This is a genomic window from Rhizobium sp. HT1-10, from assembly GCF_049472505.1.
Classification (GTDB): domain Bacteria; phylum Pseudomonadota; class Alphaproteobacteria; order Rhizobiales; family Rhizobiaceae; genus Rhizobium.
Genome location: NZ_JBCEBQ010000007.1, coordinates 49555 through 74310, shown reverse-complemented (window position 1 = coordinate 74310; position 24756 = coordinate 49555). Strand labels below are relative to the sequence as shown.

Genomic DNA, 24756 nt, shown 5'->3' with positions numbered 1-24756 from the left:
AAGCGAACGATCCCATGTTGCGATTTCTACTGGTCCGCATCGCCTCGGCGATACCGATCCTTTTCATTCTCAGCCTGGTGACCTTCACCATCATCCAGGCACCGCCCGGCGACTATGCCGACTACATCCGTTCGCAGGCCATGAACCAGGGTGGCGCCTCCTTCGCCCAGGCCGATGCACAGGCGCAGGCCTATCGCGTCGAACACGGCCTCGATAAGTCTCTGCCCGTGCAGTATCTGAACTGGATCACCGGCATCGTCACGCGCGGCGATTTCGGCTACAGCATGTTCTACAACAAGCCGGTCGCAGACGTCGTCGGCGAGCGCCTGCCGCGCACCCTGATCCTGGCGCTCGTCTGCCATATCCTGGCGTCGATCCTCGGCATTTCCTTCGGCATCATCGCCGCCACAAGGCAATACAGCTGGATCGACAGCGTGCTGTCGGCCGTCGCCTTCCTTGGCATGACGGTGCCGCGCTTTCTGATGGCGCTGATCATCGTCTATCTCCTGGTGTTCCAGCTGAACGTCTCGGAAATCGGCAGTTTCTTTTCGCCGCAATATGGCGGCGCGCCTTGGTCCTTCGCCAAGCTCGGCGATCTCATCCACCACGTCTGGCCGGTGGTTGCCATCGCCACCTTCGGCGGGCTCGCCTACAACATGCGCATCATGCGCGGCAATCTGCTCGATACGCTGAACGCGCAATATGTCGAGACCGCCCGGGCCAAGGGACTGAGCGAAGGCGCCGTCATCATGCGCCACGCCGTGCCGAATGCGCTGCATCCACTCGTCATGTACCAGGGCGTCGTGCTGCCCTACATGCTAACAGGCGAGATCGAGACGGCGATCATCTTTGCCCTGCCGACGGTCGGCCCCGCCATCGTCGGCTCGATGGCGGTCGGCGACGTCTATGTGACGGCAACGTTCATGATGGTCCTCTCGGCAACGCTGATCGTCGGCAACATCATCGCCGACCTGTTGCTGGCCCTTCTCGACCCTCGCGTCCGCCAACAGGGAGGCGCCTTCTGATGTCCGCTGCCATGGAAACGGAAAACTCCAAGCCCGCCGTAGAGACGGTCAAGCTGCGCGGCGGCAACGAAAGCTATCCTGCCCTCGTCTGGCGTCGTCTGAAGCGCTCCTGGACTGGCATGGGCGGGCTGGTCCTCGTCGTTCTGCTGCTGCTGATGTCGGTCTTTGCCGAATTCGTCGCGCCGATGGACCCGAAAGCAACCGACAGCGGCTTTGCGCCGCCGCAGGTGGTGAGCTTTCACGACAAGGACGGCGGCTTCGTGTTCCAGCCGCGCGTCTATGCGCTGGCGGAAACCGATGCGCTCGATCCCGTCACCTTCCAGCCCGTCGTCGGACCCGATTACGACAATCCGCGGCTGATCGGCCTGTTCGTCAAGGGCGACAGCTACCGCCTGTTCGGCCTGATCCCCGGCAATCGCCATCTGTTCGGCTCGACGGACGGCCAGGCCGTGCACTTCCTCGGCACCGACAAGTTCGGCCGCGACGTGCTGTCTCGCGCCATCTACGGTTCGCGCGTGTCGCTGATCATAGCGCTGACCGTGGTGTTCATCGTCACCGTCGTCGGCACCAGCGTCGGCATGGTGTCAGGCTATTTCGGCGGCACCTTCGATGCCTGGATGCAGCGCTTCGTCGATCTTGTGCTCGCCTTTCCGCAACTGCCGCTCTACCTGGCGCTGACATCGCTGATCCCGGTCACCGCGCCGACCAACGTTTTCCTCGCCTTCGTCATCTTCGTCATGTCGGCGCTCGGCTGGGCCCAGATGTCGCGCGAGGTGCGCGGCAAGACGCTGGCACTCGCCCGCATCGATTATGTCCGCGCGGCGATGGCGGTCGGCGCCACGGATCGGCGCATCATCCTGCAGCACATCTTCCCCAACGTCATGAGCCACGTCATCGTCTCGGTGACGCTCGCCATTCCGAGCGTCGTGCTGCTCGAATCCTTCCTTGGTTTCCTCGGCTTTGCCGTGAAGCCACCGCTGATCTCCTGGGGGCTGATGCTGCAGGACACCTCGACCTATTCGGTCATCGGCTCCTATCCCTGGATCCTCACCCCCGTCGCCTTCGTGCTCCTCACCGTCTTTGCGTTCAATGCGCTCGGCGATGGTTTGCGCGATGCCGTCGATCCCTATTGAAGGAGGACGCACCATGGCTCTTTCTGTCGTCGAAAATTTCGCCCCCATGCTCCGGCTCGATCATCCCGGCCGCACCACGACGCCGATCATCGACGCGCGCAACGTCGCGGTGAACTTCAAGGTCGAGGACGGCATGGTCGAGGCCGTCAAGGACATCTCGTTCCAGCTCTATCGCGGCGAGACCATCGCCATCGTCGGAGAATCCGGTTCCGGTAAATCGGTAACGGCGCGCACCGTCATGGGGCTGTTGACCAAGCGAGCCGTCATCTCGCCCAAATCGACCGTCGAATACGACGGCCGCAACGTTCTCAAATTCTCCGAGCGCGAAAGGCGCAAGCTGCGCGGCGACCGGATCTCGATGATCTTCCAGGAGCCGATGAGCTCGCTGAACCCGATCTACACGATCGGCAGCCAGATCGTCGAAGCCATCCGCGTCCACCGTCGCGTCAGCCGGCAGGATGCCTACAAGCGGGCGCTGGAACTGCTGGAAAAGGTGCAGATCCCCGACCCCAAGGCACGGCTAAACCAGTATCCGCACCAGCTGTCCGGCGGCCAGCGGCAGCGGGTGATGATCGCCATGGCGCTCGCCAACGATCCGGATGTGCTGATCGCCGACGAGCCGACGACGGCGCTGGATGTTACAGTCCAGGCGCAGATCCTCAACCTGATCCGCGATCTGCAGAAGCAGCTCGGCATGGCTGTCATCCTGATCACCCATGACCTTACCGTCGTCAAACAGTTCTCCGACTACGTCTACGTGATGCAGCTCGGCGAAATGCGCGAGCACAACACGACGCAGCAGCTGTTCGCCAATCCGCAGCATCCCTACACCCGACACCTCTTGGCATCGGAACCGAAGGGGCATGCGAAGCCCCTGCCGGAGGGATGCGAACCCATTCTCGAGGCCAAGGCGGTGCGCGTCTCCTTCATGCTCAAGCACGGCACCTTCTTCAAGCCGGAGATGCGCGAGCTGGTGGCGGTCGGCGGTCTCGATCTGGAGCTGCGCCGTCACGAAACGCTCGGCATCGTCGGCGAATCCGGCTCCGGCAAGACCACCTTCGGCCAGGCGCTGCTGCGGCTGATCAACGCCGAAAGCGGCGAGATCTATTTCGACCGCCAGCCGATCCACGACCACACGCGCAACCAGATGCGGCCGCTGCGCTCGCGCATGCAGATCGTCTTCCAGGACCCGTTCTCGTCGCTCAATCCGCGCATGCCGGTCGGCCAGATCATCGAGGAGGGGCTGATCGTCAACAATATCGGCGCCAACAAGGCGGAGCGGCTGGAGCGGGTGAAGGAGGCGCTGGTGTCCTCAGGCATGCCATCGAACATCCTGTCGCGCTTCCCGCACGAATTTTCCGGCGGCCAGCGCCAGCGCATTGCCATCGCCAGGGCAATCGCGCTCGAGCCGGAGTTCATGCTGCTGGATGAGCCGACATCGGCGCTCGATCTTTCGGTCCAAGCGCAGATCATCGATCTCCTGCGCAAGCTGCAGGACGAGCGCGGCCTCAGCTATCTCTTCATCTCGCACGATCTCAAGGTCGTGAGGGCCCTTTGCCACCGCGTCATCGTCATGCAGAATGGCAATATCGTCGAGCAGGGACCCGTCGAAGACGTCCTCTCCCACCCCCAGACCGCCTACACCGAACGGCTCGTCAAAGCCGCTTTCGAGGTAGCCTGAACACCCATTGCCCGGAGAATAACATGGCAAACAACCCCAAAATCACATTCATCGGCGCCGGCTCGACCGTCTTCATGAAGAACATCATCGGCGACGTGCTGCAACGTCCGGCTCTGTCGGGCGCCAAGATCGCGCTGATGGATATCAACCCGGAGCGTCTCGAAGAGAGCGCCGTCGTCGCCCGCAAGCTTGCCTCGACGCTCGGTGCCTCGGCCACGGTCGAGACCTTCACCGATCAGCGCCGCGCGTTGGACAAGGCCGATTTCGTCGTCGTCGCCTTCCAGATCGGCGGTTATGAGCCCTGCACCGTCACCGACTTCGAAGTGCCGAAGAAATACGGCCTGCGCCAGACCATCGCCGATACGCTGGGCGTCGGCGGCATCATGCGCGGACTGCGCACTGTGCCCCATCTGTGGAACATCTGCGAAGACATGTTGGCGGTCTGCCCGGACGCCATCATGCTGCAATATGTGAACCCGATGGCGATCAACACCTGGGCGATCTCGGAGAAATACCCGACCATCAAGCAGGTGGGCCTCTGCCACTCGGTCCAGGGCACGGCGATGGAGCTGGCACTCGACCTCGAGATTCCCTACGAGGAAATCCGCTATCGCTCGGCCGGCATCAACCACATGGCCTTCTACCTGAAATTCGAGCACCGCCAGCCCGACGGCTCCTACCGCGATCTCTACCCGGATCTGGTGCGCGGCTACCGCGAGGGCAGGGCGCCGAAGCCCACCTGGAACCCGCGCTGCCCGAACAAGGTGCGCTACGAGATGCTGACGCGGCTCGGCTATTTCGTCACCGAAAGCTCCGAGCACTTTGCCGAATACACGCCCTATTTCATCAAGGAGGGCCGCGACGACCTGATCGAGAAGTTCGGCATCCCGCTGGATGAATATCCGAAGCGCTGCATCGAGCAGATCGCCAAGTGGAAGAGCCAGGCCGACAAGTATCGCAGCGCCGACAAGATCGAAGTCGCCCAGTCGAAGGAATATGCCTCGTCGATCATCAACTCGGTCTGGACCGGCGAACCCTCTGTCATCTACGGCAACGTCCGCAACAACGGCTGCATCACCTCGCTGCCGGCCAATTGCGCCGCCGAAGTCCCCTGCCTGGTTGATGCGTCCGGGATCCAGCCGACCTATATCGGTGCCCTGCCGCCACAGCTGACCGCCTTGATGCGCACCAACATCAATGTCCAGGAACTGACCGTCCAGGCGCTGATGACGGAAAATCGAGAGCACATCTACCATGCGGCGATGATGGACCCGCACACCGCCGCCGAACTCGATCTCGACCAGATATGGTCGCTGGTCGACGACCTGTTGGCAGCCCACGGCGAATGGTTGCCGGAATGGGCGCGGACGAACAAGGCCGTTCGCGCCGCCTGATCATCCGGTCAGTCCGAAACGTAACAGGCGCTGCAGCAAAGCTGCGGCGCTTGTTCATGTCACGAATTGCGCCAGCGGCCGATCACCATCTGAGCAGTCGGCTACCCAGCAGTGCGCCGAGCCCTGTCACGAGGGTAATGGCAAGCGTGTACCAGGCGGCGACGAACAACGGGCTGTCGTCGGGGCAATGCCAGGCATAAGTGGCGGCGGCGATCGCCCCGGCGGCAAGGCCAGCCACAGCGCCGGCGAGCCCGGGACTTTCCGGCGCTCCGTTGCGCAGCGCCAGCAGGAAGCCTGCCAGGGGCGCCAGCGCCAGCACGGGAATAAAGAAGACACAGAAGGCCGCGTGGCGTCCCATCATGTTCGCCCTCCAGGCCTCTGCGGGAACAACGGACATCTCGCTGGCAACGGCAATGACCAGCGCCGCGACGGGCAGCAGCAACCAGGCCGATATTGTCAGTGATGCGCCGGGTCGGCCGACCCGGAAGACAAGGCCGCAGGCCGCAACCGCGAGGACGAACGTCACCACGAGCTTGAAGATCACGCGGATCGTCTCGATGGCGCTGCCCATGTTGGCCCGCATGCCGACGGTCGACAGCAACAGACCGGCCGAGACGAGGATGCCGACCGCCAAGGCCAGCGCCAGCATGCGACCGAGCCGCAGGCGAACCGGGGCGTCTTGCGCCAAAAGGCTGATCAGATCATTGGTCTTCACGCGTTTCACTCCGATAAAAGGCTGCCAGGGACTTCAGGGCCCGGTGCAGTGCGACGCGCACGGCACCTTCGGTCATTTTCAGCCTTGCGGCTGTCTCGCTGATGCTCGTTCCCTGCAGGGAGATGGAGCGGACAATATCGCGCTGCGGATCTTTCAGTCTCTGCAGCAGGTGTTCTGCATCCAGCCGGTCAAAGCCATCGCCTGATGGCTCTGCCTCCAGCGTCTCGATGACGTCTTCGATCGGCACGTTCACCCGCCGGCCGCGTCGCCGCAGGCTGTCGATCAGCTTGTTGCGAACGATGATCGACAGCCAGGGGCCGATCGGACGGGAGGGGTCCCAGGTTCCGCGCTTCAGATGCACGGCGAGCAGCACTTCCTGCACCACGTCTTCGGCCTCGCTCGCAGGTGCCCCCAGCTGCTCGCAGCGCCTGCGGGCCATGGCACGCAAGTGTGGCGTAACTGCCGTCAGAAAGCGGTTATAGGCCTGCGTGTCGCCACCGATGGCCCGGCGCATCCAATCCGCCCATTGCTCTTCGCGCGCTGAATGTTTCAACCCACATTATCCTCTACGGCGTGACGCACGGTATTGTTACCGAGGCCGCAAATATCTTTTCCGATTGCCGAAATCCGCCGCCAGACCTTGTCCCTCGCATTGGCAAGGACGGCAAGATGCCACCGCAAAAAGATTTCAGCCGGCCTGTAACAACGCTCCCGTCGCCGCCGTAGACCCTGATGTAAGCCAATCACGGCTCACCTTACGGGAGATGAAGACCATGAAGAACACCATCGCTACCCTGGCACTCGCCGGCTCGCTGGCATCCGCACTCGCCACCGTTGCCGCCCCCGCCGCGTTTGCCGCCGACACCAAGGAAAAGTGCTACGGCGTCGCCATGAAGGGCCAGAACGACTGCGCCGCCGGCAAGCATGACTGCGCCGGCAAGTCGACGATGAACTACGACAAGATGTCCTTCAAGCTGGTCCCGACCGGCACCTGCGTCTCGATGAAGACGCCGCACGGCCACGGCATGCTGAAGTCGGCCTAAGCGGCCAACCCCCAAAACCATATCGGAGTCTGTCATGACCAACGTATCTGCCACCGTCTTCGTCGCATCCGTCGCCACGGCCCTGAGCCTGCTCGGCGCCGTCCAGGCCTCGGCGACCGACGCGCCGAAGGAGAAGTGCTACGGCATCGCTCTCAAGGGCCAGAATGATTGCGCCGCCGGTGCCGGCACCACCTGCGCCGGCACCAGCAAGGTCGACTACCAGCAGAATGCCTGGAAGCTCGTTCCCGGCGGCAGCTGCGTGAAGATGACCACCCCCAAGGGACATGGCTCCCTGAGGCAGGGTCCGGCACCGGTCTGATCCGCGCATCTTGGCAAAAAAAAGCTGGCGGCACGCCCTGGTGCCGCCGCTCCATCAACCTAAGGGGAGCGTCCTATGAAATCCTCCGTCCTGCCGCGCCGCGCCGGCGTCGGCTTCAAGCCCGAGCATTTTTCCGCCATCAACGCCGCGCCGCAGCCGATCGGCTTTTTCGAGGTGCATGCCGAGAACTACATGGGTGCCGGCGGACCGCCCCATGCCCAGCTTTCCCGACTGCGCGAAGACTATGCGCTGTCCATCCATGGCGTCGGCCTCTCCATCGGCTCGATGCAGGCGCTCGATACCGCCCATCTTCATCGCCTGAAGATTCTCTGCGACCGCTACGAGCCGGAGAGCTTCTCCGAGCATCTCGCCTGGTCGAGCCACGACACCGTCTTCCTCAACGACCTGCTGCCGCTACCCTATACGCCGGCGACGCTGGCGCAGGTCGCAGACCATATCGATGAAGTGCAGACGACGCTGAAACGGCAGATGCTGCTCGAAAATCCGGCGACCTATGTGCTGTTCGAAGAGAGCACCGTCGAGGAGACCGACTTTCTCGCGGAGCTCGTCCGACGCACCGGCTGCAGCCTGCTGCTCGACGTCAACAATGTCTTCGTCGCCTCGACCAACCATCGCATGGATCCGCGTGCCTATCTCGACCGCTTCCCCGTCCACGCCATACGCGAAATCCACCTGAGCGGCCATTCCGAAACCACCGACGACGCGGGCGCGCCGCTGCTGATCGATTCGCACGATACCCCTGTCAAGGACCCGGTCTGGGAGCTCTACGAGACGTTGATCGCCCGTACTGGTCCGGTCGCCAGCTTGGTCGAATGGGACAATGATGTGCCATCCTGGCCAACCTTACGGGCGGAAGCAGAGCTGGCCGACGCCATCGTCCAACGCGCCGCCGCGCGCCAGGCCGCGTGAGGCTTGCCATGTCCCTTGATACGCAGAGGCAATTCGCGATCGCTGTCCGCGATTTACGGCAAGCAGTACCGGACGGCTTGGTGGCCTGGAATGAACCTCGACCGGAACGCCGCTTCGGCGTCTATCGCAACAATGTCGCGATCGCACTGACAGGCGCGCTCGCAGCACGGTTTCCGGTCTGCGAACAGATCGTCGGCGCCGCGTTCTTTACGGCGATGGCGCATGAATTCATGCGTCTGCATCCACCGCTCTCGCCGCTGCTGCTTGCCTATGGCGACGATTTCCCCGCCTTCGTGGCAGACTTCGAACCGGCTCCCGAGCTGCCTTACCTGCCCGATGTCCTTATGCTGGAGGTAGCGCGAGGCAGGGCCTATCATGCAGAGGACCGGGCGCCGCTCGAGGCTAGCGACCTTGCGGCCGTGGCTCCTGAACGGCTGGGAGACGTCGTCCTTCGACCGCATCCCTCTCTATCGGTCCTGCGCTCGGCGCATCCGGCCGTGACAATCTGGGCGATGAATTCAGGCGAGACGGCACTCGCGCCGATCGACGACTGGTGCGCAGAGGATGCGCTGGTCGTGCGGCCGGAAATGATCGTCAATATCCACCGCCTGCCGCCGGGCGGGGCGAGTTTCGTCGGGTCGCTAGCCGCGGGTCGGACGCTTGCGGAAGCTGTCGCTGTCGCCACCGAGGATAGCCCTGACTTCGATCTGAGCGCCAATCTTGCCGGCATTCTGCAGGCAGGCGCTTTCACCGCAATCCTTTGAACCCGCTGGAGTGACCACGATGAACAACGCCATGACACCAACGGCATCGTCGGGACGGACGTTGCCGCAGAAACTGTACGACGGGCTGCACCTCCTCGACCGAATTCCGCACGATGCCATCGCTCTGCTGTCGAGAGTATCGATCGCGGCGGTCTTCTGGCAATCCGGACAGACCAAGGTCGAGGGCTGGCATGTGACCGACAATGCCATTTACCTGTTCGAGACGGACTACAAGCTGCCTTTCGTCGATCCCTGGCTGGCAGCGCATCTTTCCGCTCTCGCCGAACATCTCTTCCCGCTGCTGCTGGTCATCGGACTTGCAAGCCGGCTCTCGGCCCTGGCCTTGCTCGGCATGACCCTCGTCATCGAAATCTTCGTCTATCCCGACGCCTGGCCGACGCACGGCACCTGGGCCGTCTGCTTCCTTGTCGTCATCGCTGGCGGACCGGGTCGAGTGTCGCTCGACCACTTCATTGCAAAGCGACTCTGGGGAAGACCTGGACTGGAGTAAGAGATAACGGACCGACGGTCGCACAATCCATTTCTTGAGTATAATCGACAACAAATCTTTCGATCTTGTCTCGTTTATGATGGTCTTGTTAAGTAAACCAAGCCGCTGTAAGTCTGGTGAAATACAGACGCACGACCAAGCCTGCATGGAATTGCCGTGCAATCAGGAGGACTTGTCGATGACTCTCTCGAAAATTATCTGTGCGACCGCTGCCACCTTGGCACTGGTATCCTTCGCGGCTCCATCATGGGCTGACACGGCGATCAAGGTCGTCGAGACAGGCGAGGGCGGCGGCGCTATGGGCCTCAAGCTTGACCCGGCGACGGTCAAGGCAGGCCCTGCGGTGCTTTCGGTTCACAACGATGCAACGACCGAAAATCACGAGATGATCGTCGTCAAGCTCAAGTCGGCAGACCAGAAGATCCCGCTGAACACAGCCAAGCACCGCGTCGACGAGAAGCAGCTGAAGAGCCTCGGCGAGGTCTCGGACCTGAAGCCCGGCGCGAACGGCGAACTCAAGGTTAACCTCAAGCCCGGCAGCTACCTGGTGTTCTGCAACATCAAGGGACACTACGAGGCCGGCATGGCCGCAACGCTGACGGTTACCCCCTAGTCTTTTATCGGGGCCGGTCCCGAGGCGGGATCGGCCCCGATTGCATTCACGGCATCAGGCATTGTTCGAATGCCTCGAGCCATCCCCAGGATTGGAGATCACGCTATGCGCGCTAGAACAATGGTTACGACGTTCGTCATCGCAATGGGTCTGACGGCAGCCTTCGCCGCGGACGAAGGCACCAAGGCCGCGCGCGAGGCGATGATGAAAAAGATCGGCGGCTCCGTCGGCGTGATGGCAGCGATGGCCAAGGGCGACAAGCCCTATGATGCTGCAGCCGTGAAGACAGCGCTGACCACGATTTCTGAGACCGCCAAGGCGTTCCCGGATCAGTTCAAGCCGGGCTCGGACAAGACCGACAAGGCTGCCAGCCCGAAGATCTGGGAGAACGCAGCCGACTTCAAGGCGCATGCCGACAAGCTTTCCGCCGATGCCGATATGATCGCCATGCAACTGCCGGCCGATGCCGCAGCGCTGGGCCCGGCTCTGAAGCAGCTCGGCGCGGATTGCAGCAGCTGTCATCAGGCCTATCGCCTCAAGGAATAGTCGGGCATCCCCCCGGATAGCGCGTCACTTCGCCGCCCCGCCAGGGATGGCGCGGCAATGGAATTGGGAGAGCGGACTTGGCCTTAAGCTTTCGGCGCGTACTTGCGGTGGTCGCCGGGGCCGCGGTTATTGGCGCTGCGGGATTCTACGTCCTGACCAGGCCAAATCCGCTGCCCGACAGCGCCTGGTCCAATCTCGGGCCTGCGGATGTCAAAAAGGGCGAGATGGTCTTCTGGGCCGGCGGCTGCTCCAGTTGCCATGCCGTCAAGGGCGCGACCGGCGACGCCAAGCTGGTGCTTGCCGGTGGCCTGCCGCTGAAAAGTCCGTTCGGCACATTTCACGCCCCGAATATCTCCCCGGATGAGAAGGCCGGCATTGGCTCCTGGACGCTGGCTCAATTCGGCAACGCCATGAAACGCGGCGTCGGGCCTGAGGGCGAACATCTCTATCCGGCCTTTCCTTATGGCTCTTACAGCCGCATGAGCGACGCCGATGTCAACGACCTGTTCGGCTACCTGAAAACGCTGCCGAAGAGCGCCGATGTCGCTCCGCCGCACGAGCTTCCCTTCCCATTCAATGTCCGCCTCCTGCTGGGCGGCTGGAAGCTGCTCTACTTCAACGACAAACCGCGCGTTGCGCTGAGCAACCCGGACGACAAGGTCAAACGTGGCCAATATCTCGTCGAGGGCCCCGGCCATTGCGGCGAATGTCATACGCCACGGGATGCACTTGGCGGCTTCAAGGCGGATAGCTGGCTTGCCGGGGCGCCCAATCCGGAAGGCGAGGGCACCGTTCCGGACATTACGCCAGGATCCAAGTCGATCGGATCCTGGAGCGAAAGCGATATCGCCAGCTATCTAGAAACCGGCATGACGCCCGACTTTGACAGCGTCGGCGGCTCGATGGTGGAAGTACAGCAGAATATTGCCCATCTTCCCGCCTCGGACCGGGAAGCCATCGCCGCCTATCTGAAGGCGGTGCCGGCGCGGTAGGCGTTGCCTCAGGGAGCCCTATGCCTGGGATCGTCCTGTCTCAGGACTGACAACCTCTGGATAACAGATCGGCCGCCGCCCCGGACACGAGGATGACGGAATAGCCATCTATGACGCGATCTCCCGCGTGGCGGCTCAGCGCTTCGACGGGACCGGCTGTACCGAAGCACTTCAGGTACTGGTCGAGATGGCCCTCCTGGGTGCGCACGACGAGCAGGGCGGGCTTGCCCAACAGCGCCCTGTCAGGGTTGTCGAACGAATAGCGCTGGCGATCGACGATCGACTGCACCTGCAATCCGCCGCGCAAATAAAAGGCGAGCTCCCCGGTGAGCCCGTAATCCGTCGTCGCGATCCAGGCGGCACCGGACTGCCCAGCCTTTTCCTCCACAGCGGCCGTGAGATCCCGCCAGCCGAGCACGGTGTCCGCGGGGCTAGTCCAGGGAAAGGTGCTGCCGAGCGGCATCGCGAAATAGAAAAGCACCAGCGAAGACAGACCGATCCCGACCGGCGCCACCCAGCGCTGAAGCCGCCGCAGATGGATGCTGCCCGAGCCCATTTTCGCCGCTGTCGCGGCAGCGATCGCAAGCGTCGGATAGGCGGGACCCGGCCAGTTCGGATGCACCCGGTCGTGGGCGGAATGGATGACCAGGTAGGCAAGCATCGGCACGGTCAGCGCGATCAAGAAGACGAACGGGTCGGAAGATCGCTCGGTCGCTTTTCGCCAGAAATACCAGACGGAAAGGCCGGCGAAGATGGCGATGACGGGATTCATCAGCCCGAACTGGCCGGCCAGAAACTGGAAAAACGAGGAGAGCAAGAGGTGATGGTCAGCGATGCGGCCGAACTGCTTGGCGAACGAAATCCAGCCATGCTCGGCATTCCACACCAGCACGGGCAGAAACACCGCAACGGCCGCGAGACCTCCCAAAAGCACCCAGGGGCTGAAGCGCCACCTGGCAGCACGGGCATCGAGGAGTAGCCAAAGCAGGATTCCCGGCCCCAGGAAGAAGTTCGTGTACTTCGCCACGCAACCCGCTCCGGCGAGGATGCCGATGACAAGCCAGAGATGGGGATTGCCGGTACGTCGCAGCCGCGCCAGCGCCCAGACCGCCAATGCCCAGAGCATGATCGACGGCGCATCCGGGGTCGCGAAAATCGCCTCGAGGCTGACGAGCAGCATGGCGTTGAACCAGATTGCCGCCCTTTTCGCGAGCGCAACGTTGTCATAAAGTTCGACGGTAATGCCGTAGACCGCGACGGATGCCACAAGAACCGAGAGGATCGGCAGCAGCCGCACCCCCAGCTCAGTTGGGCCTAACAGGTTGCCGCTCAGCCATATCCACCAGGCAATCATCGGCGGATGGTCGTAATAACCAGCCGAGGGTACGCGAGACCAAAGCCAATAATAGGCCTCGTCGGAATTGAGCTCGATATGGGCCATCGCCCATAGACGGAAGATCGTCAGGAGCACCAGGAAGATGGCGACTGGCAAGAAGGCGCCGGTCAGGTTGCCGTTTGTTCTTTCACGCACGCTTTAAAACCGCCGGGTGAGATGATCTTGCGCTTGCGCGCTCGCCTGCGCCGGCACGGGAAAGGGGAGTGAGCGTCGACCGTAGCACGTGATGTCCTCGATAAGCTGACAAGGTCTTTGAACCCTGGTCGGTTCAAATGCCCAGCCCTTTGCCAACCTAAACTTACAGCAGGCTTAACAGCGCCGCGCAACAAGCTGTCCATCGGGCCTTTGCACGATGTCGCGACAACCGTTCAGGTCGATGTCAGCTGTTTGATGTCAAAGCTCTGGCAGAGATGTTACAACGGGAGATTGACCTTGGAAGCTCGCATATCTAACGCATTTTCGCTGCCACAGCGCGTGCTGCATTGGCTTACGGCAGCGCTGGTCTTCTTCAATCTGCTGTTCCCGGACGGGATGGAAGCCTGGAATCGTGCCGTCGACCAGACGGGTTCGGCGACGGCCGATCAGGTATCCAGCGCCAATATTCATGCCTATGTCGGGATCGCCATCCTGGTTCTCGTCGCCGCGCGGCTCATCCTGCGCTTCACGACAGGCGTGCCGCAGTCACCTCCCGAAGAACCGATGCTGTTTCGCCTTGCAGCAAAGTTTGCCCATGCGCTCCTCTATTTCCTGCTGATCGCGATGCCGCTGACAGGCGCCGCTGCCTATTATCTCGGATGGGGCGAGGCTGGCGATATCCATGCCGACGTCTTCAAGGTCGTTCTCTGGGTGCTGATCGCCGGGCATGTGCTCGGTGCGCTCGTCCACCATTTCTACTGGAAGAGCAATGTCGTCAGGCGAATGACTGTCGGCTAAGGGTCTCGCGGTAGATCCGAGGGATTTTCGCGTTCCTCTAGAACCGTCTGATCGCTTTCGTTGACTGCAAAGCCCTGAAGGGGCGGTGCCTCCGCGCGAATGGCTCCATGAAAGAGGCGTGGGGGCGTCACTCGGTCGGACGGTGCGCATGATCACGCCTCACCCGATCATCAGGGTTTTACAAAAGCCCGCTAGGAGATCACCAGGCAAGATCGCGAACCGCGCGCTTAGAGGGGGACACCGCATTGGAAGCTAGTCGCACGCGAACCGATGTGGGCCGCGGAATCGCAAGCGGCATAAGCGCTGCCGCAGATTTTCTTTTCCGTTTCAGGCTGATGTCAGCGTCTGACGTTATCCACGCGCCTACCACCAAAGGAAGACGGATGCGGATCGGGACGGTGTCGTTGCGGTCGGAGACTGTAAGCGAGAACGGAAATTCGATGTTTGAGTTTACGAGCATTGCGGTCCCGCAAAGCCTTCCAACGAGAAGCCGCTCGATTTTCCTGGTGACGCTGGTTGTCTGGTGGGCCCTCCTCGCGCTGTTCAATGCCTTTCCGTCTATCGATATCGCCGTCGCCAATGCGGCATTCACGCCAAGGAACTGCAGCATCTTCAGCAGCATCGGCAGAACCTGCGGCGACTTCGCCTGGGACAAGAGCCCAGTCTTCACGGGCGCACGCAATGTGTTTTATATGCTCCCCTATCTTGCGGTCATCCTGCTGGTGGCCGATCTCATTCGCGACCGGATCAACCAACGTCACGCCTCCAACCTGGATGCCCGCAAAGCAATCTGGCCCGACCTCAGGATCACCGCGCTGGTATCGCTCGCGCTCGGATGCGGCGTGACCGTCAACCTATTCCTCAAAGCCTTCTCTGGACGCCCGCGCCCGCGCGATACGTCCCTGTTCGGCGGTCAACTGGACTTCGTGCAGGCCGGATCCTTTGCAGGCAAGTGTTTGCGGAACTGTTCTTTCATTTCCGGGGAATCATCCTCGGCCGGATGGCTCTTCTGTCTGATCCTGCTGCTACCGGCCCGCTGGCGCCTGTCGTTCGGGTTTCCCCTGGCCGTGGTATCCTTGCTGATTCCCGCCATGCGCGTGCTTACGGGTGCCCATTACCTTTCCGACGCCATGCTCGGCTGGCTATCGTCCCTCGTCATCTTCGCCGGTGTCCACGCGATAGCTGAGGAAATTGCCAACCGCCGGGAAGGCTGAACGTCTCCTTCAATCGGCGCGTTGCGGTTGCTGCTTGCGGCAAGCTCCATGCGCGGGTCTCAGGGAAGGCACGCCCTTCAGTCCCTGTAACATATGTCGGGTCTGCCCAATCCTGCGCTGCGGTCACCCTCTCGCGGGATGGCAAAGCGATCGATGCGCACCACCGCGTCATTGAGGTCGAAGGGCTTCGGCAGGTAGTCGACCGCGCCGCCCTCAAGCCCGGCAATCTTTACCGACATCTGGTCATAGGCCGACAAGATAATGACAGGCGTGCCGCAGGACGCATCCTGCATATGCCTGAGGAGATCGAACCCGTCCCCATCGGGCAGATGCAGATCGAGAACCACCAGCGCGTAACACCCTGCGTCGATGGCCAGCTTTGCCGTCGCGAACGTCATGACCCAGTCGACGTACCACCCCTGCGCGACCATGTGATCGTGCAGCGCATCGCCTATGAGGACGTTGTCCTCCACCAAAAGAATATGCAAGTCCGCTGCCCTCGAACCATCAACACGGATGCATGCTCCGAATTGCTGACATCCACCTGAAACGCTCACGGATCAGCCGAATGCGGGCAAACAACCTGCCGGTGCGCGGGAAATCTGCATTTGACTGCGCCAATTCAGTTCTCCTTCAGCTTTTGCTGAAAGACTGATCACCGACTGGTCTTCGACGAGGCTGCCGCTGGATCCGCTAGTCACGGCGTTCGTCGGCACGGCGAGGTGCCGTCCCGTTTCCATCCGAAGGCTCGAAGCTTGATGAATTCGAATGTTTCCGTCGCACGGCTGAACGCCGATGAGATTTCCTCGGTCGACACCCAGATGGGGCCAAGTCTCCCCGGTCCGCAACTTTCCATCGTCATTCCGACGCTGAACGAGCGCGAAAGCATCCCTTTGCTTGTCGACCGGCTGCGCCAGACGCTGATCGGCATCGACTGGGAGGTCATCTTCGTCGATGACGATTCAGCCGATGGCACGATCAGCCAGGTCCGCGCGCTGTCTGATGGCGATCGGCGCATTCGCGGCCTGCGCAGAATCGGACGCCGCGGCCTGGCCGGCGCCTGCGTGGAGGGCATCCTGTCGAGTTCCGCTCCGTTCGTCGCAGTCATGGACGCCGATCTTCAGCATGACGAGACGCGCCTGACCAAGATGTTTGACGTCATCAGCAACGGCAAGGCCGATCTGGTGGTGGCAAGCCGCTACATCGAGGTGGATGGCGCCTCGGATGGGCTATCGCCGATCCGCCATGCCGGTAGCCGCCTTGCGATCCGAATGGCGCAGAGGCTGCTCGGGGTAGAGCTTAGCGACCCGATGAGCGGGTTCTTCATGATCCGCCGCGAATTCGTCGACGCAGTCGCGCCGCGCCTGTCCAACCAGGGCTTCAAGATCCTGCTCGACATCGTCGCATCGTCGCCGAGGCAGATGAGGATCGATGAAGTCTCCTACACCTTCAGTCCCCGCCTCCACGGCGTAAGCAAGCTCGATGCCTCGGTGGTGTTCGAGTATATCGGCCTGCTGGTGGCCAAGGCATCAGGCGATTTCATTTCTGCCCGGTTCCTTGCCTTCTGCCTGGTGGGCTCGGCGGGACTGGCCGTCCATCTCGGTGTTCTGCGCACATTGTTGGGCACCGGCCTCGATTTCCCCGTGGCGCAGACGATGACCATGACGGTCGCCATGATCTTCAATTACACCCTGAACAACGCTCTTACCTACCGCGACCGCCGCCGCCGTGGCTGGAAATTCGTGACGGGGCTAGGCCTGTTCGCCGCACTCTGCAGCGTCGGCGTCGTCGCCGGGGTCGGGGTCTCGTCGGTGTTCTACGAAAGCGAGCCGCGCTGGTGGCTGGCCGGTCTCGCGGGTGCAGCCATTGGCGCAGCCTGGAACTATGTCACCAACTCGGCCATCACCTGGCGAAAGGGCTAGACAGCCAAGTGCCGCCTGCCTCGAGCCCCGGCGTGAGCGTCCGTGACAGGCCCTTGATGGCAGCGAGGTAGAGACTTGCCGGAGCCAAATTTACCGGCCAAGCAGAGCCTGCCGCCGGCGATGAGATTGAAGTCGATGTCGCAGAGAACCCGCCTCCGGTCTTCCGGCAAAGGGTTCAGCAAGAGGAAAGCGGAGGGAGATGATCCCTCCGCTCCCGGTTTCAAACCTCGCGTTCGATCACGACTTTCAGGGCGTTTCGGTGAGTATCCCAGTAGGGAAGCGCCGTTTCTGCATCGCTGAAGGGAATAACCTTGCTGATCAACGCGTCGGCGCTGGCCCCTATCGTCTCGAGATGGCTGACGACCGCGAGGAAATCCTGCATCATCGCATTGCGCGAACCCATGATGTCGAGTTCCTTGAGATTGAAGAACTGCGTCTGGTAAGTGACCGGCGCCTTCGAGTAGCCGACATAGACGACGCGCCCGCCGAAGCAAGCCAGATCGATGCACTGGGTGAAGGTGGCGGGAAGGCCGACAGCCTCGAAGGCCACGTCGACACCATCGTCGCCGGTCCAGGCCATCACCCTTGCGGTCACATCCTCGCTACCCGCGTCGATCGTCTCGACAGCGCCGAACTGCTTGGCGAGCGCCCGTTTCTCCGGGCTGAGGTCAACCGCGATGACATCGGCGCCACGGGCAACGGCGGCGATCAGCACGCCCATGCCGATCATGCCGCAGCCGAGCACGGCCACGCGGTCACCGCGCGCGACGCGACCGCGTTCGACGGCATGGAAACCGACAGAAAGTGGCTCGACCAAAGCCAGATGGCGCGGCGGCAGCACGTCGTTGAGGATGAGCTTTTCGGCAGGCAGGACGATCTCCTCGGCAAGCCCGCCATCCTGTTGCACGCCCAGCGTCTTATTGTAGCGGCAGGCATTGACCCGCCCCTTGCGGCAGGAGGTGCATTGGCCGCAATTGGTATAGGGCATGACGATGACCCGTCGGCCGGGCGCATAGTCGGCCGAAACACCTTCGCCCGCCTCGAGAATGACGCCGCCGATTTCGTGACCGGGAATGCGAGGAAGCTGAACCAGCGGATTGAGGCCCTTGAAGGTATTGAGATCGCTGCCACAGAGGCCGACATGGCGGACGCTGACGCGCACCTGGCCGGGGCCGACAGGCGCCGCTTCAACGGAATGAAAACGCGTGACGTTTTCGGCTTCGATACGCAATGCCTTGATCATATTCCCTCCTTGACCCGTCACTCTTCCCAGACAGGCTTATTCACATGGCCTGTCATAGCGTCTTCGCTACAGAATCGCTACAGCCCCGAAGCTGTCTTTTGACGACTTCGGGGCTGCGCATAGGAGGTCATTATCTAGAGGGCCGGATCGGGCTTTGCATCCGGCGGCGGCGTGTCGTCAGTTGCCTTCTTGCCCGTGAAGATCCGGCGCACCGAGAAGAACAGCAGCGGGATGAAGAATATCCCGAGGATCGTTGCGGCCAGCATGCCGCCCATCACGCCGATACCGATCGAGTTCTGGCTGCCCGAGCCGGCTCCGTTGGCGATTGCCAGCGGCATGACGCCGAGAATGAAGGCGAGCGACGTCATCAGGATCGGCCGCAGGCGCTGGCGCGACGCCTCCAGTGTACCGTCGATTAGGCTCTTGCCGTGCTTTTGCTGCTCCAGCGCGAATTCGACGATCAGGATGGCGTTTTTGGCGGCCAGGCCTATCGTCGTCAACAGGCCCACCTTGAAGTACACGTCGTTCGACTGGCCGAACAGCGTCGCCGCCAACAGCGCGCCGAAGATGCCGACCGGGACGGACAGCATGACGGCGAGCGGAATGGACCAGCTTTCATAGAGTGCCGCGAGCGCAAGGAAGACCACCAGGATCGAGATGGCGTAGAGCTGCATCGCCTGACTGCCCGACAACTCCTCCTGCGCTGACAGTCCGGTCCACTCCAGCCGGAAGCCCGGCGGAAGCTCTGCGACCAGCTTGCTGACTTCCTGCATCGAAGCGCCGGAGCTGACGCCGGCTGCCGCTGCGCCCTGGATTTCCACGGCAGAAGAGCCGTTGTAGCGCTCCAGGCGCGGCGAGCCGAAACTCCACTTGCCCGTGGCAAAGGCCGAGAACGGCACCATCGCCCCCTCCGAGTTCCGGATGTACCAGCGATCGAAGTCCTCTGGTTGCATGCGGAAATCCGCATCCGCCTGAACGTAGACCTGCTTGACGCGGCCGCGGTCGATGAAGTCGTTGACGTAGCTGCCGCCCCAGGCGGTGGCCAGCGTATTGTCGATGTCGGCAAGCGAGATATCGAGCGCGCTGGCTTTTTCCTGGTCGATCTGAACCTGGTACTGCGGCTGGTCCTCCTGGCCGTTCGGTCGGGTACCGGTCAGGTTCGGATTCTTCGCCGCAAGCCCAAGCAACTGGTTGCGGGCAGCCATCAGCTTCTCATGCCCCTGGCCGTTGACGTCCTGCAGATAGAAGTCAAAGCCGCTCGACGAGCCGAAGCCCGGAATGGCCGGCGGCGCCAAGGCAAAGACGCTGCCGTCCTTGATCTTCGAGAAGGCTGCCATGGCGCGACCGGCGACGGCCTGCGCCTTGGATTGCGGCGTCGTTCTGACAGCAAACTCCTTGAGCTTGATGAAGGCAAGACCGATATTCTGCCCCTGTCCGCCGAAGCCGAAGCCAGCCACGGCGAAGACACCGTCGACATAGTCCTTCTCGGTGTTGAGGTAGTAATCGCGGACCTGCGCAAGCACCTGCTTGGTTCGCGCATCCGTCGCGCCGGGCGGCAGGGTGACGCTCGTGATCAGGATGCCCTGGTCCTCGTCCGGAAGGAAGGAGCTCGGCAGGCGAGAGAACAGGAACCCGACCGCGACAACGATGAGCGCGAAGGCCACAAGCCCGATCCAGCTGCGCTTGATGATACCGCCGACGCTGCGCTGATAGGCATGGCTGCCACGATCGAAATTGCGGTTGAACCAGCCAAACACGCCCTTCTTCTTCGCGCCGTGCTTCGGCTTGCGCAGCAAGGTGGCGCAGAGGGCGGGGGTCAGGATGAGGGCGACGATGACCGACAGGATCATGGCCGAAACGATGGTCACGGAAAACTGGCGGTAGATGACGCCAACCGACCCGGCGAAGAAGGCCATCGGAATGAACACGGCCGACAGGACGGTCGCGATGCCGATCAGGGCGCCGGTGATTTCATCCATCGACTTGATGGTGGCCTCGCGCGGGGAAAGATCTTCCTCCTCCATCACGCGCTCGACGTTCTCGACGACCACGATGGCATCGTCCACAAGCAGGCCGATGGCCAGCACCATCCCGAACATGGTCAGGTTGTTGATCGAATATCCGAACAGCGACAGGATGCCGAAGGTGCCGAGCAGAACGACCGGCACCGCCAAGGTCGGGATCAGCGTCGCGCGCAGGCTCTGCAAAAACACGAACATGACGATGAAGACGAGCACGACCGCCTCGATCAACGTCTTGACCACGTCTTCGATCGAGAGCTTCACGAAAGGCGTCGTGTCGTAGGGATAGACCACCTCGACGTTGGCCGGCAGGGTCTGCTTCAGGCTGTTGATCGTCGTCTCGACCGCCTCGGCGGTGCTGATGGCATTGGCGCCGGCGGCCAGCTGGATCGCCAGACCGGCCGAAGGATGGCCGTTATAGGTACTCGAGCTGGAATAGCTCTTGGCCCCGAGCTCGACCCGGGCGACATCGTTGATGCGCACCAGCGAGCCGTTCGGCAGGCTCTTGAGGATGATGTTTTCGAACTGCTCCGGCGTCTGCAGCCGACTCTTGGCGGTCACGGTGGCATTGAGCTGCTGGCCGGAGCGTTGCGGCAAGGCGCCCAGCTGGCCCGCTGCGACCTGGCTGTTCTGCGCCTGGATGGCGGCCGAGACGTCGCTGACCATCAGCTGGTACTTGGCGAGCTTGTCTGGATCGACCCAGATGCGCATGGCGTAGTTGGCGCCAAACAGCGTGGTATCGCCGACACCCGCGACGCGCTTGATCGTGTCGTTCAGCGTGCTGTCGACATAGTCGGCGAGATCGTTGGCGTTCAGCTTGTTGTCCATCGACACGAAGCCGATGACCATCAGGAAGTTCGAGGTCGACTTGGAAACGGTGATGCCGGTGCTCGTCACCGACGATGGCAGCTGCGACTGGACAAGCGCGAGCTTGTTCTGCACCTGCACCTGTGCCGTGTCGGGGTTTGCGGCATTGGTGAAGGTGAGCGAAATCGAGGTCTGGCCGGTCGAGGTCGAGGTCGACGTCATGTAGTCGAGATTGTCGATCCCGGTCATGCCCTGCTCGATGACCTTGGTCACCGAATTTTCCACCGTGGAGGCGTCAGCGCCGGTGTAGTTGGCGGTGATACGCACCGTCGTCGGGGCAATCTGAGGATATTGCGAGATCGACAGCGTCATGATGGCCAAGCCACCGGCGAGCATGATGACGATGGCGATGACCCACGCGAAGATGGGGCGGTCGATAAAGAAACGTGACATCGTGCAGCTTACTCCGCGGTGCCGGCGGCGGCACCCTTGTCGGTAATTCCGAGGCTGGCTTGATCCGTCGACTTGGGCACATCGGCGGACGCCTGCTTGATGTCGCCGGTAGCGTCGTCGATGGTCACCATCGATGCATTGACGTCCTGGCCGTCCTTGACCCGCTGGCCGCCCTCGATGATCACCCGATCGCCGTCCTTCAAGCCCTCGCTGACCAGCCAGCTATTGCCGATGCTGCGCTGGACCTTGAGGGTGCGAGCCTGGACCTTGCCCTCCGGCGTCACGAACATCGCCGTCGGCTCGCCCTTGGTGTTGCGGGTGACGGCGCGCTGCGGCACCAGGAAGCTGTTGGGGGCAACGCCTTCCTCGATGTTTGCGCGGACATACATGCCCGGCAGCAGGAGCCGATCGGGATTGGAGAAGATCACCCGAACGCTGATGGTACCGACGGTTTCGGCAACGGTGGCATTGGCGAACTGGAACTTGCCGGTCTGCTTGTAGGTCGATCCGTCCTCGAGCTTCAGATGCACGGCAACATTGTCGCCGCTCGTCTTCAGCCGGCCCTCGTCGACCGCGCTGCGGAATTTCAGAAGGTTGGTGCTTGATTGCGTCACATCGACGTTCATCGGATCGAGCTTGTTGATCGTCGTCAGCGCCGTGGTCTGGTCTGCGGTGACGAGCGCGCCGACGGTCACAGTGGAGGCATCGACGCGGCCGTCTATCGGTGCGCGGATCTTCGTATAATCGAGATTGATTCGGGCCGTCTCGAGTGCCGCCTTGGCAGCAGCGACGTCAGCCTGGTCCTGCAGCAGCGTCGACTGGGCATCGTCGAAATCCTGCTGGCTGACCGCGTTCTGCTGGCTCAGACCCTTGTAGCGATCGAGCTTCGCCTGGGCACTGGGGATGGCCCCTTGCGCCTTCTGGAGAGCGGCAGCGGCGCTGTCGTAGGAGGCCTGATAGGCGCTGGGGTCGATCTCGTACAGGATGTCGCCTTGCTTGACCTCGCTGCCTTCCTTGAAGTTGCGGCTGCGAATGATGCCGCCGACCTGCGGGCGGACGTCGGCCGTCAGATAGGCGGAGGTCCGCCCTGGAAGTTCTGCCGTGATCGCAACCGACTGGGGGTGCAGCGCCACTGCCGAAACCTCTGGCTTGACCGCAGGCGCATTGTTCTGCGCCGACTTCTGTTCGTTGCAGCCGGCGACCAGCAACGTCATTCCCAGACCGGCAGCGGCAAGCGCGCACAGTCGACCGATCGACCGTCCACGATCTCGTGCCAGAGGAGCAGGCATGCGTTCCGATACGGTCGAGGAGAAGGCGAGGTTTAGCACGTTGCGGTTTCCAGTCCTGTTATTTACAGTACGATCTAGTACGCGAAATATGTTAGATACCGGTAATGTCAATTCCGGTCGGAGTTTGTCAATGCAAAATACGACGCGGACGCCGTCCGAAGCCGAGGCTAGCCGTCGCCCGCGCGGCCGTCCGCGAACCACCACGGATGAGACAAAGCGGGATGCCATCATTGCCGAAGCGCGCAGGACCTTTCACGAATTGGGTTACGCCGGGACGACGATGGACCTGGTGGCGACGCGGTGCAGGATCTCCAAGCAGACACTTTACAGACTTTTTTCGAGCAAAACAGCGCTTTTCCGGGCAATGATCGCGGTCCATCGCGCATCCATGGTCGCCTTGCCCCGGGCGGAAGGGGAGACGCTACCGCTTGCCGAAACGCTGGAGCAGATCTTCAGGATCGATATCGACGAGGAGGCCGACCAGGATCGCAAAGCCTTCATTCACTTTATCGTGGGGGAGGCCGAGCATTATCCGGAAATTGCTTGCCTGCTGCAAAAGGACGGCGTCGAGCAATCACGCCTATTGCTTGCAGATTGGCTGAGACTGCAATGCGATCGCGGTCGGATCGATATCACCGACGCAGAAAGCTGCGCGCGCATGTTGCTGAGCATGGTCTTGGGAGCGTTGGCGCCTATCCCCGGCGATATCGACCAGTGGCCGAGCCGCCTTGCCCGGGATGCCCATCTGCGCGGTTGTTTCGATGTTTTCCTAAATGGCGTTGCATCGCGTCAACCGCGCTAGATGCCTACGGGTCTAAAATGCCCAGGCGCAGGGAAGCCCGCGCACACCGGCGATGCTAAAAGGTCAGTGGCGCCGCAATAGGGTGCCTGCATCCTCATCGAAATCGGCAAGGTGTGGCTGCTCGGCGCCTGCGGGATAGATTTCCTGCAGAATGGCGGCCAGGGCCATGTCCAAACACCGCACAGGAAAGTCCGCATCGAGGTTTTGGGCGCTCTGCCGGGCATAGCTGATGAGCCGGGCGATCGAAGCCAGCTCCTTCAGCCTTTCCTGATCCAGTTCACTCACGGCGGTGGAAGGTAATGCCATCACGGATGCCCCACATTTGTCCCGAATCACCAAGGCCGACATACCGCAAGATCTTGCAGTTGGCGCGTCACATCCGGCGGGTGAGGCCACGAAACAGCGGCTCATTTTAGGGCAATTCGAAGCGAGCGCCCCGCAGGATGCTGCTTGTTCGAATAGCTTGCGAGGATGGGAAACAGAAAAAGCGCGCTCCATCGGGAACGCGCTTTCGTCATCAGCAAATAAAGGTTCGACGGGCGGCATCTAGTGATGCAGCGCGACGCCCTTGTCCTTGTTCACGACAACATTTGAAACGGCCTCTTCGGAGGCGTCGCCAAGCGAGGTCACGAGGGTGAGGATGGACTTACGAACAGACGCATCGCCGATCTTCATGAACGCCTTATTGAGTCCGAGACCTTCTTTCGAGGTGAGGAATTCCGAAAGATCGTCCAACCCGTTGAGATGGCCGATACCGTCTGTCGTCAGGGGCTGCGAATTGTCCTGCTGGAAGAAGTAACTGACAGGAATAGCCAGGACGCCGGCAATCGTCTGGAGACGACTCGCACCGATTCGATTTGTGCCTTTCTCATATTTCTGGACCTGCTGAAACGTTACACCGATCTTGTCAGCAAGCCGTTCCTGGCTCATTCCGAGCATCAGTCGGCGCATGCGCACCCGGGATCCAACGTAAATATCGATGGGGTTTGGTGTCTTTGCAGTCACGGCAT

Annotated in this window: 25 protein-coding genes; 16 read left to right on the top strand and 9 right to left on the bottom strand. The window is 61.9% G+C overall.

What is annotated here, in order from left to right; all coding sequences use genetic code 11:
- Nucleotides 1-14 precede the first annotated feature (14 nt).
- From VH564_RS17610 to VH564_RS17595, 4 genes are read left to right on the top strand one after another with little or no spacing between them, the layout of a single operon-like run.
- Complete coding sequence (locus tag VH564_RS17610) at nucleotides 15-1025, top strand: ABC transporter permease (RefSeq protein WP_423341161.1); 1011 nt, start codon at nucleotides 15-17, stop codon at nucleotides 1023-1025.
- Nucleotides 1026-1036: 11 nt separating this feature from the next.
- The gene (locus VH564_RS17605; protein ID WP_423341367.1) at nucleotides 1037-2158 is read left to right on the top strand and encodes an ABC transporter permease; all 1122 of its coding nucleotides are present in this window, start codon (nucleotides 1037-1039) and stop codon (nucleotides 2156-2158) included.
- Nucleotides 2159-2171: 13 nt separating this feature from the next.
- The gene (locus tag VH564_RS17600) at nucleotides 2172-3839 is read left to right on the top strand and encodes an ABC transporter ATP-binding protein (protein ID WP_423341160.1); all 1668 of its coding nucleotides are present in this window, start codon (nucleotides 2172-2174) and stop codon (nucleotides 3837-3839) included.
- A gap of 23 nt (nucleotides 3840-3862) precedes the next feature.
- The gene (locus VH564_RS17595; protein WP_423341159.1) at nucleotides 3863-5233 is read left to right on the top strand and encodes an alpha-glucosidase/alpha-galactosidase; all 1371 of its coding nucleotides are present in this window, start codon (nucleotides 3863-3865) and stop codon (nucleotides 5231-5233) included.
- 82 nt (nucleotides 5234-5315) lie between these two features.
- Here the strand turns inward: VH564_RS17595 and VH564_RS17590 are convergent, their stop codons facing one another.
- Nucleotides 5316-5948, bottom strand: a complete 633-nt coding sequence (locus tag VH564_RS17590; RefSeq protein WP_423341158.1) for an NrsF family protein — start codon at nucleotides 5946-5948, stop codon at nucleotides 5316-5318.
- Nucleotides 5935-6501, bottom strand: a complete 567-nt coding sequence (locus VH564_RS17585) for a sigma-70 family RNA polymerase sigma factor (protein WP_423341157.1) — start codon at nucleotides 6499-6501, stop codon at nucleotides 5935-5937. The genes VH564_RS17590 and VH564_RS17585 overlap by 14 nt, the downstream gene beginning before the upstream one ends.
- Nucleotides 6502-6721: 220 nt before the next feature.
- Here VH564_RS17585 and VH564_RS17580 point away from each other — a divergent pair, with 220 nt between their 5' ends.
- The 8 genes from VH564_RS17580 to VH564_RS17545 all read left to right on the top strand — a co-directional run bounded on the left by VH564_RS17580 (nucleotide 6722) and on the right by VH564_RS17545 (nucleotide 11666).
- A complete protein-coding gene (locus VH564_RS17580) occupies nucleotides 6722-6991 on the top strand; it encodes a DUF2282 domain-containing protein (RefSeq protein ID WP_423341156.1) in 270 nt (89 codons plus the stop codon).
- 34 nt (nucleotides 6992-7025) lie between these two features.
- On the top strand, nucleotides 7026-7310 hold the full coding sequence (locus VH564_RS17575) for a DUF2282 domain-containing protein (RefSeq protein ID WP_423341155.1): 285 nt from the start codon (nucleotides 7026-7028) through the stop codon (nucleotides 7308-7310).
- A gap of 75 nt (nucleotides 7311-7385) precedes the next feature.
- A complete protein-coding gene (locus VH564_RS17570; protein WP_423341154.1) occupies nucleotides 7386-8240 on the top strand; it encodes a DUF692 domain-containing protein in 855 nt (284 codons plus the stop codon).
- A gap of 8 nt (nucleotides 8241-8248) precedes the next feature.
- Nucleotides 8249-9004, top strand: coding sequence for a putative DNA-binding domain-containing protein (locus VH564_RS17565; RefSeq protein ID WP_423341153.1), 756 nt, complete (start codon nucleotides 8249-8251; stop codon nucleotides 9002-9004).
- A 19-nt stretch (nucleotides 9005-9023) separates the two neighbouring features.
- Nucleotides 9024-9515: a DoxX family protein gene (locus VH564_RS17560; RefSeq protein ID WP_423341152.1), complete on the top strand. Its 492-nt coding sequence runs from the start codon at nucleotides 9024-9026 to the stop codon at nucleotides 9513-9515.
- A gap of 178 nt (nucleotides 9516-9693) precedes the next feature.
- Nucleotides 9694-10128: a plastocyanin/azurin family copper-binding protein gene (locus VH564_RS17555; RefSeq protein ID WP_423341151.1), complete on the top strand. Its 435-nt coding sequence runs from the start codon at nucleotides 9694-9696 to the stop codon at nucleotides 10126-10128.
- A gap of 105 nt (nucleotides 10129-10233) precedes the next feature.
- On the top strand, nucleotides 10234-10674 hold the full coding sequence (locus VH564_RS17550; RefSeq protein WP_423341150.1) for a c-type cytochrome: 441 nt from the start codon (nucleotides 10234-10236) through the stop codon (nucleotides 10672-10674).
- Nucleotides 10675-10751: 77 nt separating this feature from the next.
- On the top strand, nucleotides 10752-11666 hold the full coding sequence (locus tag VH564_RS17545; RefSeq protein WP_423341149.1) for a c-type cytochrome: 915 nt from the start codon (nucleotides 10752-10754) through the stop codon (nucleotides 11664-11666).
- 40 nt (nucleotides 11667-11706) lie between these two features.
- Here the strand turns inward: VH564_RS17545 and VH564_RS17540 are convergent, their stop codons facing one another.
- Nucleotides 11707-13197: an ArnT family glycosyltransferase gene (locus VH564_RS17540; RefSeq protein ID WP_423341148.1), complete on the bottom strand. Its 1491-nt coding sequence runs from the start codon at nucleotides 13195-13197 to the stop codon at nucleotides 11707-11709.
- A 297-nt stretch (nucleotides 13198-13494) separates the two neighbouring features.
- On the opposite strand from VH564_RS17540, the gene VH564_RS17535 reads away from it, so the two are divergent.
- Both VH564_RS17535 and VH564_RS17530 read left to right on the top strand, forming a co-directional pair.
- Nucleotides 13495-13995, top strand: coding sequence for a cytochrome b (locus VH564_RS17535; protein ID WP_423341147.1), 501 nt, complete (start codon nucleotides 13495-13497; stop codon nucleotides 13993-13995).
- Nucleotides 13996-14378: 383 nt separating this feature from the next.
- Nucleotides 14379-15209 carry a phosphatase PAP2 family protein gene (locus VH564_RS17530; protein ID WP_423341146.1) on the top strand — a complete coding sequence of 277 codons (831 nt, stop codon included), beginning with the start codon at nucleotides 14379-14381 and terminating at the stop codon, nucleotides 15207-15209.
- A 77-nt stretch (nucleotides 15210-15286) separates the two neighbouring features.
- On the opposite strand, the gene VH564_RS17525 is transcribed toward VH564_RS17530, so the two are convergent.
- Nucleotides 15287-15697, bottom strand: coding sequence for a response regulator (locus VH564_RS17525; protein ID WP_423341145.1), 411 nt, complete (start codon nucleotides 15695-15697; stop codon nucleotides 15287-15289).
- Nucleotides 15698-15967: 270 nt separating this feature from the next.
- Between VH564_RS17525 and VH564_RS17520 the strand changes: the two genes are divergently transcribed.
- A complete protein-coding gene (locus tag VH564_RS17520) occupies nucleotides 15968-17131 on the top strand; it encodes a glycosyltransferase (RefSeq protein ID WP_423341366.1) in 1164 nt (387 codons plus the stop codon).
- Between the two features lie 220 nt (nucleotides 17132-17351).
- On the opposite strand, the gene VH564_RS17515 is transcribed toward VH564_RS17520, so the two are convergent.
- The 3 genes from VH564_RS17515 to VH564_RS17505 all read right to left on the bottom strand — a co-directional run bounded on the left by VH564_RS17515 (nucleotide 17352) and on the right by VH564_RS17505 (nucleotide 22869).
- A complete protein-coding gene (locus tag VH564_RS17515; RefSeq protein ID WP_423341144.1) occupies nucleotides 17352-18374 on the bottom strand; it encodes a zinc-binding alcohol dehydrogenase family protein in 1023 nt (340 codons plus the stop codon).
- 134 nt (nucleotides 18375-18508) lie between these two features.
- A complete protein-coding gene (locus tag VH564_RS17510) occupies nucleotides 18509-21655 on the bottom strand; it encodes an efflux RND transporter permease subunit (RefSeq protein ID WP_423341143.1) in 3147 nt (1048 codons plus the stop codon).
- 8 nt (nucleotides 21656-21663) lie between these two features.
- Nucleotides 21664-22869, bottom strand: a complete 1206-nt coding sequence (locus VH564_RS17505) for an efflux RND transporter periplasmic adaptor subunit (RefSeq protein WP_423341142.1) — start codon at nucleotides 22867-22869, stop codon at nucleotides 21664-21666.
- A 73-nt stretch (nucleotides 22870-22942) separates the two neighbouring features.
- Here VH564_RS17505 and VH564_RS17500 point away from each other — a divergent pair, with 73 nt between their 5' ends.
- Nucleotides 22943-23746 (top strand): TetR/AcrR family transcriptional regulator, encoded by an 804-nt coding sequence (locus VH564_RS17500; RefSeq protein WP_423341141.1) that lies wholly within the window; start codon nucleotides 22943-22945, stop codon nucleotides 23744-23746.
- A 63-nt stretch (nucleotides 23747-23809) separates the two neighbouring features.
- On the opposite strand, the gene VH564_RS17495 is transcribed toward VH564_RS17500, so the two are convergent.
- On the bottom strand, nucleotides 23810-24292 hold the full coding sequence (locus VH564_RS17495; RefSeq protein ID WP_423341140.1) for a hypothetical protein: 483 nt from the start codon (nucleotides 24290-24292) through the stop codon (nucleotides 23810-23812).
- Entirely contained in the window at nucleotides 24293-24751 is a 459-nt protein-coding gene (locus VH564_RS17490) for a helix-turn-helix domain-containing protein (RefSeq protein ID WP_423341139.1), read from the bottom strand.
- Nucleotides 24752-24756: the final 5 nt, after the last annotated feature.